This is a genomic window from Pseudoalteromonas sp. J2K-J599, assembly GCF_059295115.2.
The window spans coordinates 2071540-2084717 of the sequence record NZ_CM200271.1 but is presented as its reverse complement, the minus strand read 5'-3'; the positions used below and the strand labels follow the sequence as shown (position 1 = coordinate 2084717).

The 13178-nt window shown below is 36.6% G+C and carries 10 protein-coding genes; 9 read left to right on the top strand and 1 reads right to left on the bottom strand.

Translation table 11 applies throughout. The features are described 5' to 3' along the window. Positions 1-143 precede the first annotated feature (143 nt). The 6 genes from AC5NT5_RS09430 to AC5NT5_RS09405 all read left to right on the top strand — a co-directional run bounded on the left by AC5NT5_RS09430 (position 144) and on the right by AC5NT5_RS09405 (position 6529). Positions 144-887 carry a SapC family protein gene (locus tag AC5NT5_RS09430; protein WP_494512952.1) on the top strand — a complete coding sequence of 248 codons (744 nt, stop codon included), beginning with the start codon at positions 144-146 and terminating at the stop codon, positions 885-887. 10 nt (positions 888-897) lie between these two features. Continuing rightward, positions 898-1908: a cupin-like domain-containing protein gene (locus tag AC5NT5_RS09425; protein WP_494512953.1), complete on the top strand. Its 1011-nt coding sequence runs from the start codon at positions 898-900 to the stop codon at positions 1906-1908. Between the two features lie 21 nt (positions 1909-1929). Next, the gene (locus AC5NT5_RS09420) at positions 1930-3414 is read left to right on the top strand and encodes a tryptophan halogenase family protein (RefSeq protein ID WP_494512954.1); all 1485 of its coding nucleotides are present in this window, start codon (positions 1930-1932) and stop codon (positions 3412-3414) included. Positions 3415-3419: 5 nt separating this feature from the next. Then, complete coding sequence (locus AC5NT5_RS09415) at positions 3420-4163, top strand: DUF6445 family protein (RefSeq protein WP_494512955.1); 744 nt, start codon at positions 3420-3422, stop codon at positions 4161-4163. A 7-nt stretch (positions 4164-4170) separates the two neighbouring features. Beyond that, positions 4171-5007, top strand: a complete 837-nt coding sequence (locus AC5NT5_RS09410) for a ThuA domain-containing protein (RefSeq protein ID WP_494512956.1) — start codon at positions 4171-4173, stop codon at positions 5005-5007. Between the two features lie 241 nt (positions 5008-5248). Next, positions 5249-6529, top strand: a complete 1281-nt coding sequence (locus tag AC5NT5_RS09405; protein WP_494512957.1) for a family 8 glycosyl hydrolase — start codon at positions 5249-5251, stop codon at positions 6527-6529. Positions 6530-6681: 152 nt separating this feature from the next. Here AC5NT5_RS09405 and AC5NT5_RS09400 read toward each other — a convergent pair whose 3' ends face one another. Then, a complete protein-coding gene (locus AC5NT5_RS09400) occupies positions 6682-7656 on the bottom strand; it encodes an SMP-30/gluconolactonase/LRE family protein (RefSeq protein WP_494512958.1) in 975 nt (324 codons plus the stop codon). Between the two features lie 115 nt (positions 7657-7771). Here AC5NT5_RS09400 and AC5NT5_RS09395 point away from each other — a divergent pair, with 115 nt between their 5' ends. The 3 genes from AC5NT5_RS09395 (at position 7772) to AC5NT5_RS09385 (ending at position 13143) form a co-directional block, all read left to right on the top strand. Further along, entirely contained in the window at positions 7772-8905 is a 1134-nt protein-coding gene (locus AC5NT5_RS09395; RefSeq protein ID WP_494512959.1) for an endo-1,4-beta-xylanase, read from the top strand. A gap of 246 nt (positions 8906-9151) precedes the next feature. Beyond that, positions 9152-11113, top strand: a complete 1962-nt coding sequence (locus tag AC5NT5_RS09390; RefSeq protein ID WP_494513227.1) for an AAA family ATPase — start codon at positions 9152-9154, stop codon at positions 11111-11113. After that, positions 11098-13143 (top strand): UvrD-helicase domain-containing protein, encoded by a 2046-nt coding sequence (locus AC5NT5_RS09385; RefSeq protein WP_494512960.1) that lies wholly within the window; start codon positions 11098-11100, stop codon positions 13141-13143. The genes AC5NT5_RS09390 and AC5NT5_RS09385 overlap by 16 nt, the downstream gene beginning before the upstream one ends. The last annotated feature ends 35 nt before the right edge of the window (positions 13144-13178 follow it).

The window sequence follows — 13178 nt, the reverse complement described above, 5'->3', positions numbered from 1 at the left end:
CATTTTGCGGCTTTTTATTTGCCTAAATTAACCTAGTAATAATAACACCCAGCTGTTATAGTCAATATGAATTTAACTTATTGGTTACATTTGATGTGTAGCAATAGGTAAAGGCACACAACAACAATTGGAGCACACAATCCATGGCCAATCATGCATTATTAAATAATGTTGAACATCAGCATTTAAAAATAAACCCTGCACGCAGCACACACCTAGGTGACGGGGTTTGGTACAGCGAAACATTTGTGAGCGAATTTAGAGTCGCTCAAGCACATTACCCAATATTTTTTACCAAAGACGATACAACAAATACATTTTCGCCGGTGTGTTTGTACGGCACAAATAAAGACGAAAACTTATTTTTAGTAAACCAGCAATGGCAAGCACACTATATTCCACTGAGTATGCAGCGACTGCCTTTTGCTATAGCGACTCAAAATACAATGCAAAACGGTGTGGCAACGCAAGAGCGTATGCTTAGCATTGATTTAGACTCGCCAAAAGTGTCAACAAAGCAGGGTATTAACTTATTTTTAGAACACGGCGGGAATAGCGATTACCTCGAAAACATAATAAACGTGCTCGACAACTTGCATCATGGTTTGCAAGAAAATCAGCCATTTATTAAAACTTTGATTAAACATGGTTTGCTTGAATCAGTATCGCTAGAGCTTGATTTAGTAAACGGGCTTAAACACAACTTACTTGGTTTTTATACCATCAACGAAGACTCACTTAACCAGCTAAGTAGCGATGCAATTGCAGAGCTGCATTCACAAGGGTATTTAGCGTGTATATACATGATCATTGCATCGCAAGTACATGTGCGTGATTTAGTGGCGCTTAAAAACGAGCAACTTATGCTACAAAAGCACGCTGTGTAAGTACTTAGCTATGGAAAATTTAGCAAATAATATTCAAACCCTGAGTGGCTTAACTCCCAGCACGTTACCCAAGGAGCTTTTAAACTCGCCTGTGCCTATTGTTCTAAAAGGGTTTGTGAGCGATTGGCCTCTAGTTATTGCCGCTAAAAAATCTGATGCTGCAGCGATTGATTATTTAACGCCGTTTTACGAAGGTTTTTTAGTTAACACTTGCACAATACCCGCCAGTCAAAATGGGGTTGTAGGGTATAACAGCGATATGAGCGGTTTTAACTTTACTAATCAGCAAGCGGCATTTATCAATACGCTTGAACAAATAACGCAAAGTGCTAATAACCCACAAGCCGACACCTTATACATTGGCTCTACTAGTATTGCACAGTGCTTACCTGGTTTGGTTAAACACTGCCTCGTTAACGCATTAAGCGAAGGCTGTTTATTTAATGTATGGGCAGGCGGAAAGGTTACCGTACCAGCACATTACGACGTAGCGCAAAATTTAGCATGTTGCGTTGCAGGTAAAAGGCGTTTTACTTTATTTGCCCCCGATCAAATAGATAATTTATATATAGGCCCGCTTGATAAAGCACCCGGTGGTCAGCCAATAAGCTTAACCACTACAACTGCACCTAACTTCACGCAATACCCTAAGTTTGAGCAGGCAATAAAAGCGGCAATTACCGTTGATCTTGAAGCAGGCGATGCCCTTATATTACCCAGCATGTGGTGGCACCAAGTAGAGGGGCTTGGCAGTTTAAATATACTGTTTAATTATTGGTTTAAAAATACGCCTGCGGTGTATGGGCAGCCTACTAATGCGTTGCACCTTGCTATTTTAAACATACGTAATTTACCAAAGCATGAGCGCGCAGCATGGCAACGTTTGTTTAATTACTATGTATTTACTGATAACGAATTTACACATATACCAGAGCCCGCACAGGCTATTTTAGCAAAGCCAATGGATGAGCTTACAGCGCGTAAATTAAGAGCCCAATTACAAAATAAATTAAGACGCTAGGCGACTTGTAAGGTTTGAATTATGAATCAAAATGCAATTAAAAAAATAGTAATAGCAGGTGGCGGCACCGCTGGTTGGATGTGCAGCGCTGCAATGGCAAAGCTACTAGGTAAAAATATTGAAATATGCTTGGTTGAATCTGATTTAATACCTACCGTAGGGGTCGGAGAGTCAACTATTCCTACGCTGCATATATTTCATGATTTACTAAAAATCAGCGAATCAGAATTTATGGCAGCCACTAATGCCACGTTTAAATTAGGCATATCGTTTGAGGGCTGGAAACAAAACCAGCAAAGCTACTTTCACTCATTTGGTTATGTGGGGCAAGGCTGTTGGGCTGCAGGTTTTCAGCACTTTTGGCTAAAAGGCATGCAACAAGGTGTTGCAGCCGATATTGGCGACTATTGCACAGAGCACGTAGCAAGTCGCTTGGGTAAATTTGCCGTAATACCGAATCAAGACCGTAACCATGCTTATCAGTTAGATGCCGGTTTGTACGCTAAATTTTTACGAAATTTTGCACAGCAAAACGGCGCTAAACGTATAGAAGGCATGATAAGCAAAGTTAACTTAGAGCCCACTAATGGCTTTATAAAATCGCTTACTTTAGGTGACGGGCAAATTATTGAGGGCGATTTATTTATAGATTGTACCGGCTTTAAAGGTTTATTAATAGAGCAAGCGCTACACACCGGATACGAAGATTGGAGCCATTGGCTCCCGTGCGACAGCGCAGTAGCAGTACAAACCGAATTAGTAAGCCCAATAGTGCCATATACGCGTGCAATGGCACATAAATGTGGTTGGCAGTGGCAAATACCGCTGCAAAGCCGCCGTGGTAATGGTTTAGTGTTTTGTAGTAAATACATGAGCGATGATGAAGCCAAAACAGCGCTACTCAATAACGTAGAAGGCAAACCGATTAATGAGCCGCGCGTTATTAAATACCGCACCGGTACACGGCGTAAACATTGGAACAAAAACTGCGTAGCGATTGGCTTGGCAAGTGGTTTTATTGAGCCGCTTGAATCAACCAGTATTCATTTAATTCAGCAAAGCATTATAAGATTAATGCAAAACATGCCAACCAAAGCAATCGAGTCGTGCTATCAAGATGACTTTAATAACAAAATGCGTTTTGAAGCCGAAAACATTCGCGACTTTATTGTTCTGCATTACCATGTGACGCAGCGCACCGATAGCGACTTTTGGCTCTACTGTAAAAATATGCCAATTCCAGAGTCGCTTGCCAAACGACTTGAGCTATTTAAGCAAAGCGGGCACGTATATAAAGCAGAGCAAGAGTTATTTGGCGAAGCCTCGTGGTTACAAGTGATGTTAGGGCAAGGGCTAATGCCGCAAAATTATCACCCAATTGTTGATAGCATGAGCAATGATGAGTTAAAGCGCTTTTTAGATTCAATAAAAAACCATGTGGCTAAAAAAGCAAATAGTTTACCGAGCCACATCGATTTTATTAATCATTATTGCAAGGCTAAGTAAGTATTATGCTAACACTTGGCAATAACTTACAGCCGCAATATGAGTTTATAGGGCAAGAGCAAACGCCAATTATTATAATTGACAACTACCTGAGTGAGCCGCAAAAACTTATAAACTTAGCGCAAAGTGCTGATGAAAGTGCTGCCCTAAGTGATGAAAATCATGCGCAAAATCAGGGAGAGTTTAAACCCGACGAACTCACTCAATACCCAGGTTTACGCATGCCGCTACCAAAGCAATATGTGGTTGATTACCTAAAGCCGCTTATACAGGGGCTTTATAACGTATTTAATATTGGGCAAACACTTACCCCATACCCAAAAGATAATACCTTATCGTTAATTACTAAAACACAGCAGCAGCTATCACCAATACAAACCTTGCCACACTTTGATACCAACGATCCTAACTTAATTGCCATTATTCATTACCTTGGCGAAGGCGAACACGGCGGCACTGGGTTTTTTAGGCATAAAAAAACAGGGTTTGAAACAATCAGCACAAAGCGCAAAAATACTTATTTAACATATGCTCAGAAGTACCTTGAATTAGCAAATACAAAGCCTAGTTACTGCACCACGCAGCACAGTGAGTTTGAGTGCTACAAGCACATAGAATATAAGCCAAATAGGCTTATTGTGTTTCCTGGGTATTTGCTGCACACCATTTTACTTAACACGTCTACCGATATTTCGTCGTGTCCACAAACAGGGCGGCTAACGGCTAATATGTTTGTTCATTTTAAATAGGAATACTATGTCTTTTTCTTTATCTAGATTCGCATATAAGGGTTGGCTATTAAGCTTTGTTGTATTGGCGCTGAGTATGGCAACAGTGCAAAAAAGTAATGCTACAGGGTTTGATACCCTCCCTAAAAAGCAATTTAATGTGCTGCTATTTACAAAAACCGCAGGGTGGCACCATAAGTCGCAAACCGAAGGCGTTAAAGCGCTAGAAGGCTTAGCCGATAAGCACTTTTTTAACTTAATTTGGCACGAAGAAAGCCATTATTTTAACGACGATTACTTAAAAAATGTTGATGTAGTGGTATTTTTATCAACCACGGGCGATATTTTAAACCCAAAAGAGCAAGCCGCGCTTGAGCGATTTGTAAAAGCAGGTAAAGGCTTTGTTGGCATTCATAGCGCATCAGATACCGAATACGACTGGCCTTGGTACCAAAAGCTGGTGGGGCGCACCTTTAACATTCATCCTGTTATTCAAACTGGCGTACTAAGTAAAGTACCTAATACTCGCTTTATTGGCTTAAACCATATGCCGCAGGAAATGCTTTGGACCGACGAGTGGTACGAGTTTGGGCCCGAGCTAACTAAGTTAAACTACTTACTCACAGTTGATGAGCAAAGTTACGACCCAAATGCCGATTGGGGTAATAACAAAACAGGCTCAGGTATGGGGGCGTTTCATCCTATTTCGTGGTATCACAATTACGATGGCGGACGCTCGTTTTATACAGCCCTTGGGCATACTAATGCGGTGTATAAAAGTGAGTTTTTAACAGAGCATATTTATGGCGGAATTTATTGGGCTGCAACGGGTAAAGGGTTAAAAAAAGTAGCAGTTAATAAATAACTAATAAATACGCTTTTTAGCACAATTCATGTCGATTCAGGCTGCTTTTTTAAGCGGTCTTTTATATTTTTTAAACACTTCTTAAACACTTCTTAAACACTTCTTAAACACTTCTTAAACACCTCACACATTTCACTTAGTTTATAAAACAAACAAATGATTTTGAGAATTCCTTGATCAAATGGTCAAAAAGACTATGTTTAATTTGCACGCTGATATAATTCAAATAAAGAGGATAAACATGAAAGTATTTTTTAAAATAACAACTTTATTGTTAACGCTAATAAGCTATCAATCACTTGCTGCATTTAATAATAACCCATCGAGTGTAGGCGCCTACAGTTCAGGGACATACCGTAACCTCGCACAAGAAATGGGTAAAACAAATATACAGCAAAAGGTGAATAGTACTTTTGACAATATGTTTGGCTATAACAACACACAACAACTTTACTACCCGTACACCGAAAACGGTGTTTATAAAGCACACTACATAAAAGCAATTAACCCAGACGAAGGCGACGATATAAGAACAGAAGGGCAATCGTGGGGAATGACCGCCGCTGTCATGCTTAATAAACAAGAAGAATTTGATAACCTATGGCGCTTTGCAAAAGCGTATCAAAAAAATCCAGACAATCACCCTGATGTAAAAAAACAAGGCGTTTACGCGTGGAAACTAAAGCTTAATCAAAACGGCTTTGTTTATAAAGTAGATGAGGGCCCCGCTCCCGATGGCGAAGAATACTTTGCGTTTGCACTACTTAATGCCTCTGCTCGTTGGGGGAATTCGGGTGAGTTTAACTACTACAACGATGCCATTACCATGTTAAACACAATTAAAAATAAGCTGATGGAAAACCAAATAATCCGCTTTTCGCCTTACATTGATAACCTAACAGACCCTTCTTATCACATACCTGCGTTTTATGACTATTTTGCAAATAACGTAACTAACCAAGCAGACAAAAATTACTGGCGACAAGTAGCCACAAAAAGTAGAACCTTACTTAAAAACCATTTTACAAAAGTAAGTGGTAGCCCGCATTGGAACTTACCTACATTTTTATCGCGCTTAGATGGCAGCCCTGTTATTGGCTACATTTTTAACGACCAAGCAAACCCAGGTCAATGGTATGAATTTGATGCATGGCGCGTAATTATGAATGTGGGTTTAGACGCGCATTTAATGGGTGCTCAAGCGTGGCATAAAAGCGCAGTAAATAAAGCACTGGGCTTTTTAAGTTATGCAAAAACTAACAACAGTAATAACTGTTACGAGCAAGTGTATTCGTACGGTGGAGCGCAAAACAAAGGCTGTGCAGGCGAAGGTCAAAAAGCCGCGAATGCAGTAGCATTACTGGCTTCAACAAACTCTGGGCAAGCAAATGAGTTTTTTAACGAATTTTGGTCTTTATCGCAACCAACAGGTAGCTACCGTTACTATAATGGTTCGTTATATATGTTAGCTATGCTGCATGTATCGGGCAATTTTAAGTTTTATAACAACACGTTTAATTAAAATACCGGTGCCTAAGTAGCAAAAACCTAAGCAGCAAAAGCTTAGGCAGCAAAAACTTAAATAATAAAAAACCGGTGTAACCAAGTTACACCGGTTTTTTGCTTAACTAATGTGCTTAACTTTCTCTTTAATACGTTGCTTAACTAATTTAGCTAATTAGCCAAACCCGCAACTTTTACATCAAGCGTAAACAAGCCCTTTGCGGTGGTTATTAATAATGTTTTGCGATTTTTACCACCAAAGGCAAGGTTGGTTACATTAGGGCCCAGTTCAATTTTATCGATATATGCGCCACTTGGCGTGTAAATATTAATAACGCCTTTTTTGTGGCTGCTTACGTAAATATTGCCAGCTGAATCTACTTTTATACCATCGGGCGAGGTTACTTTAATAAAGTCTTCGCGCGGTGAAATATTACCGTTTTCATCAATAGTGTATTTGCTGACGCGGTTACTAAAGTCGCCAATATAAAGGGTACGTTGATCGGGCGAGAGCGCAACACCGTTGGGCTTTTCAAGCGTAGCGTCAATTAAACTAAGTACGCCCGTATTACTTAATTTATACACACCGGTATAAGGCATTTGTTGACTGCGTTCGCCGAGTTGCCAATTAGGATCGGTAAAGTAAATATCGCCATTTCTGTGCATAGTCATATCGTTTGGTGAGCTAAAGCTTAACCCATCAAACTTATTGACTATTACGGTATTGGTCTTACTTTTTATATTAATTTTAGAAAGCGATTGCGTACTATGGTTAAGCGTATAGAGGCTCTCTCCTTTGGCATACAAGCCGTTTGTACCACTGTGTTTTAAATAAGTGGTGAGGGTATTGGGCAGCACTAATTTATAAATGGTCGAATCAGGGCCAAGTGCTTGCGAGCTAGCAAAGTTCATTTCTGAAAAATAAAACGCATTGTCATGGCTTGACCACGTTGGGCCTTCTAAAAATAATAAATTGTCACTAACAAGTGTGGGTTTTACGCCCTTTATTAATGGCGACTGCTCATTGCTTTGGCTGTTTACAGTGTTTAACAAAGGTGTATTTTCAGGTTGTTGTGCCAGCGCTGCTTTATTAAGACAGAGCATTAATACAACTAAGCTTAGCGTTTTTTTGTGTGTTTTTAGCATAGACGTTTACTCAGGTTTGTTTAACTTATAATTAATGGTCATTTTGACTATATCATTTATTTTTTTCGTTGTATGATATTTATCGAAAATAATAACGATTCAACGGAGCACACACATGCATAAAAAACACACACTCAGCCTGCTTTTACTTGCAGGATCATTAAGCGTAAACGCTGCACAAGACCAAGGCCTTAAAAATACCTTTGCAGACTCATTTAAAATGGGGGTTGCTGTAAATCAAGATATAGTGACAGGCAAAAACGCAGCCGCGCAGTCAATTATTGCTAAGCAATTTAATACAGTCACCCTAGAAAACGCCATGAAAGCAGAAGTAATTTACCCACAGCAAGGTAAGGTCGATTTTAGTGGTGCAGATGCGTTTATAGATTTTGCCAAGCAAAATAATATGTTTACCGTAGCCCACACCTTAGTGTGGCATAACCAAACGCCCGACTGGTTTTTTACAAATAGCAAAAATGAGCCAAATACCCCAGCACAGCAGCTTGAGCAAATGCGCAAACACATAGAGCTGGTAGCAGGGCGCTATAAAAACAAAGTAGATGCGTGGGATGTAGTTAACGAAGTAATTGCTGATGACGGATCTTATCGCCCAACTGTGTGGGTTAACCGCGTGGGTGATGGTGATACGATGGTAAAAGCTGCGTTTAAATACGCCCAGCAGTATTCACCTAATACCGAGCTTTACTACAACGACTTTAATGCATGGCGACCAGAAAAAAGAGACGGCATTATACGTATGATCAAAATGCTGCAAAAAGAAGGTATTCGAATCGATGGCATTGGCATACAAGCGCACTGGGGGCTTAATTTTCCTAAAATGCAATATATTGAACAAGCCATTGACGCCTACGCCGCGCTGGGTATAAAAGTGATGATCACTGAGCTTGATATAGACGTGCTGCCTTTAACAAAAGAAGGGCAGATTACCGGCACCGATATGATGAAACCGCAGTTTCAGCTAGAAGAGTTTGAAACCTACCTCGACCCTTATAAAAATGGCTTGCCAAGCGACGTAGAAGCGCAACTAAACGCCCGTTATAAAGCCTTATTTGAACTGTTCTATGCAAAACGCGACAAAATAGACCGCGTAACCTTTTGGGGATTACACGATGGTATGTCGTGGAAAAACGACTACCCAATCCCAAACAGAACAAACTACCCATTACTATGGGATCGTAATTTAAATCCTAAACTGATTATTAAAACAATTGCTGATGTAGTTCAGTAAGCAATTTAATGTGTAAAATGTAAAGCCGAGTATTTTTAAATACTCGGCTTTTTTTGGAATTTTCACAAAGAGAAAAGAATGAGAAGTACAGTATTATTCATGAGCAAGATAAACGACTAAAAAATCCTTAAGTTTATAACTAGTAATACATATTGCTATTTGGTACTAATATAGGAAATAAAAAAATCACGAGTATTAAGGGACTAATGTGTACATCAATTCAATAAAAGTTAAAAATTTCGGCTTATTAAAAATGCAGTATTAAATTTAAAAGGTGATGAGCAGGAGCTCAAGAAAGATGATGACAAGTTATCTTTACTAATCGGACGAAATAATACAGGAAAAACTTCATTTATAGTCTTACTAGAACGATTTTTAGGAAGTAAAAATCCTGTATTTCAATTTGATGACTTTCCACTCTGCCTTAGAGAAAAACTACTGAGTATCGATAGAAACACTAATGTTGAAAATTTAGCAATTAGTTTACTTTTAGATATTAAGTATGATGTAAAAGATAATTTAGCTAATGTTTCTGACTTCATTTTAGATCTCGATGATAAACAAAGGTCAGTTAAAATTTACTTTGAGGCTAAGATATTATTGAATCCTTTATTGAAAGAGTTAGATAAAATATCTGACAGACATGATGATTACATTAAAAAATATTTGTATAAATTTTTACAAACTAAAGTTTATGCTTTAGAGGATGAAAGTGATTTAGAGCTGATTAATCAAGTCAAGCTAGAAGAACAAGTTCGTGATTGGACTACAGTTAAGAATCTGATAAACATTCAAGTAATACATGCTAAAAGAGATGTAGCTAGCTCAGAGTCGGGTAATAAAAAAGCAGTACTTTCGCGACTAACTTCAGCTTATTATAATAAAAAAAATAAATTATCATTTGACGATATTACAGCAATTAATAAATCAATGATCGATATGGATGCTTCACTAAATGAGCTGTATAAAAGCCAATTCAAAGGGTTCTTAGATACAGCTAAGGAGTTTTTAGGACTCCATAATTTGGGAGTTATCTCTGCTTTAGAGTCAGAAGGAGTAGTGGAGAATTTTTCAAAGGTGATATACGGGAAATTAGAGGAGCAGCTACCTGAACATTTAAACGGTCTTGGATATATGAATATCTTATACTTGATACTCCAAATTGAAATTAGGAAGCTTGATTTTGAAGACGCACCCAAAGATATTAACCTGTTAATAATAGAGGAACTTGAGGCTCATACTCATCCACAGATGCAATATGTATTTATTGATAAAGTAAAAAATTTAGTTAGTACAATTCCTAACCTTCAAACGTTAATAACGAGTCATTCATCACATATAGTAAATCGCTCAGATTTTAAAAGTATCCGTTATTTTTTAAAATCTGAAGGAACTGCGAAGATTAAAGATTTTTATCGTGACTTAAATGAAAAGTACTCGGCTGAAGATGAGAAAGCAAATAAGGATGAAAAAGCAAACTTTAAGTTTTTGCAACAATATCTAACGGTACACTCTTCTGAGCTATTTTTTTCTGAGAAAATCATATTTATTGAAGGTACGACTGAAAAACTGTTATTACCTCTATTCATCAATCAGTTAGATAAAGATAATAAAGACACATCTAGTTACAACCCAATTAGCTCTCAAAATATTTCAATATTAGAAGTTGGTGCAAATGCAAAAGCATTTAGGCACTTCATCGATTTTCTACAAATTAAAACACTAGTAATTACTGATATTGACACCGCCATTAAAAATGGATCTAATTATCCTGCGGCTCCAGTAAAAGGGTCAACTCATACAAGTAACGCTAGTATTAAATACTATTTAAATGCTCCTGTAATTTCAGATAAGCTTTCATATAGTGATTGGATGAAAAAGCTAAAAGAAAATAAACTGAATGATTTAAATTCCTTTGTAAATGTAGTGTATCAAAATGAAGAGAATAACTATCATGCAAGAAGCTTTGAAGATGCTTTCATTGCTATAAACTTAGATGAGATAAATAAACAAAAGGATAAACTTGAAGGGTTGAAACTTAAAAGTAAATTAGCTGATAAAAATCCTGACTATTACCAATTAACAGAAGACATACTCGGGGGGAAGTCTGAATTTGCTTCATCTCTTTTGTGGTTAGCTTTGACAGAAGGTGTTACTTGGAAAATCCCTAAATATTTAAAAGAGGGTCTGTTATGGATAGCAAAATAATAACACCAATTGAGTTACTCAAAGAAAGTATTCGTAATAACACGAATTTGGTTCTCCAAGGTGGTGCTGGTAGTGGCAAAACTGAAACATTGAAGCAAACGCTATCCTTTGTTTCAAAAGAATATCCTACTAAAAAAGTTGCTTGTATAACACACACAAATTTAGCTGTAGATGAAATTAAATCCCGTGTTGAAGGTGATTATACAATATCGACTATTCATTCTTTTCTCAATAATGTAATAAAACCGTTTAAAAAAAATCTACATCAAGAATTATATCGATTATTTATATTGCCGCCCTTTGTATCAGAAAATTTGAATGATTTCTCTAGTGAGAAGGAATATAAATTGGATGAACATACAAGGTATAAGAAAAAATACGAACAGTTAGGGAAGAAATTATTTTCATTAAAGAAAGAGTCAATACCTAAGGTTATAGGGAAATTAATCTACGATAAAAATCCGACTCAATATAATACAGTTCTTAATGATAAAATAACCGAACTAAATGAATATATTGAACGCGAGATATCTGATAAAAGTTGGCATAAGGTAAAATATAACGACAGCCCATATGATAACTTTTCAAACTTAACTTTTGGACATGATGGATTAGTTATAATTTCCAAAGTCTTGTTTGATAACTATCCCCTCTTGTCTAAAATCCTAATGGATAAGTTTGATTTTATTTTCATCGATGAATTTCAAGATACTCATCCCAATATTATGAAAATATTTTTAGAGTTAATACCAAAAGATAAAATCACCATAGGGTTATTTGGAGACTCTATGCAAGGAATTTATGATGACGGGATTGGTACAGTAGAGCCTTATATTAAAAACAACACTTTAATAATGATTCCCAAAAAAGACAACTATAGATGTTCTGAACCAGTGATTGATTTTTTAAACCACATCCGTGTGCCAATTGATGGACTTAAGCAAGAAATTGCCTATAAGAAAAACAATGGTCAATTAGAGTCAATAGCACAAAGAAACGGTAATGTTGCTGTTTATTATTCAATTTATCCAAATTCTAGACCGCATCAAAGAAGTACTGCGGAAACTAAAACTGATTATTTACAATCTATTATGAATACTTTAAAAAAAATTGAAGAAAAGAATCCTGATTATAAAAAACTAATGTTAACTAATAAAGCAATTGCCGCAAATCTTGGTTTTTTAGACTTATTTAATCTATTTAACGATCGCTATAACGAGGTTAATAATGAAATTGAAAACTTATTAGAAAAACTTGGGTTATTAGATCTTGCAGAAATATGTATAGCGTTTAAAGAAAAAAACTACAAAAATTTGACATCAAAATTAAAAAAATCAGGCTTTGTTATCAATAAAATATCGGACAAATCAAAAGCCACTAAGCTATTGAACGCTCTTATAAAAACTAAGTTAGGGGTAGTAAGGGTATTAGAGTTTGCTCTGAAAAATCAATTAGTGAATTCACAAGATAACTATGATTTGTATGTGGCATCTAAAAACGAATTCCTTGATGGACTAAATTCTGATAATGAATACCAAAAATTTAAGAAAGCATATTTTAGCAATAGTAATTCATTTACAAAATTCGATAAGAACCATTCAGATTTTTTTACTCCTGATACGGAATACACAGGTCGAGAGGCGAGTTATGATTACTTATGCAGGAAGTTAAAAAAAGAACGATTTTATATTGATTTATTTTCAAATAAAGTGAGGTTTGATGAAGTTATAACTTTTTATAATTATGTAAATGAAAACACTGAGTTTATTACAATGCATAAAACCAAAGGTACGGGTATAAACAATGTTTTAGTTGTTCTGGAAGATTTTTTTTGGTCAAAATACCAATTCAATTCTCTGTTTGATATTGGTTCTTCTACTTTTGAAATGAAGAGTAAAATAGAGAAATTATTTTATGTCGCATGCTCTAGAACTAAGAGTAATTTAATTTGCTTAAAGTTGATAACTCAAGATGAAGAAGAGATGTTTAAAAAGTATTTCCCAAATAATGTTCAATTGAATAAAATTTAGTTGGATTTATAGAGTTTCACTGACCTTAAAAACAT

Excerpts from the sequence above, each read along its gene's own strand:
- AC5NT5_RS09430 (WP_494512952.1), top strand. The coding sequence starts at position 144 with ATGGCCAATCATGCATTATTAAATAATGTTGAACATCAGCATTTAAAA.
- AC5NT5_RS09425 (WP_494512953.1), top strand. The coding sequence starts at position 898 with ATGGAAAATTTAGCAAATAATATTCAAACCCTGAGTGGCTTAACTCCC.
- AC5NT5_RS09420 (WP_494512954.1), top strand. The coding sequence starts at position 1,930 with ATGAATCAAAATGCAATTAAAAAAATAGTAATAGCAGGTGGCGGCACC.
- AC5NT5_RS09415 (WP_494512955.1), top strand. The coding sequence starts at position 3,420 with ATGCTAACACTTGGCAATAACTTACAGCCGCAATATGAGTTTATAGGG.
- AC5NT5_RS09410 (WP_494512956.1), top strand. The coding sequence starts at position 4,171 with ATGTCTTTTTCTTTATCTAGATTCGCATATAAGGGTTGGCTATTAAGC.
- AC5NT5_RS09405 (WP_494512957.1), top strand. The coding sequence starts at position 5,249 with ATGAAAGTATTTTTTAAAATAACAACTTTATTGTTAACGCTAATAAGC.
- AC5NT5_RS09400 (WP_494512958.1), bottom strand. The coding sequence starts at position 7,656 with ATGCTAAAAACACACAAAAAAACGCTAAGCTTAGTTGTATTAATGCTC.
- AC5NT5_RS09395 (WP_494512959.1), top strand. The coding sequence starts at position 7,772 with ATGCATAAAAAACACACACTCAGCCTGCTTTTACTTGCAGGATCATTA.
- AC5NT5_RS09385 (WP_494512960.1), top strand. The coding sequence starts at position 11,098 with ATGGATAGCAAAATAATAACACCAATTGAGTTACTCAAAGAAAGTATT.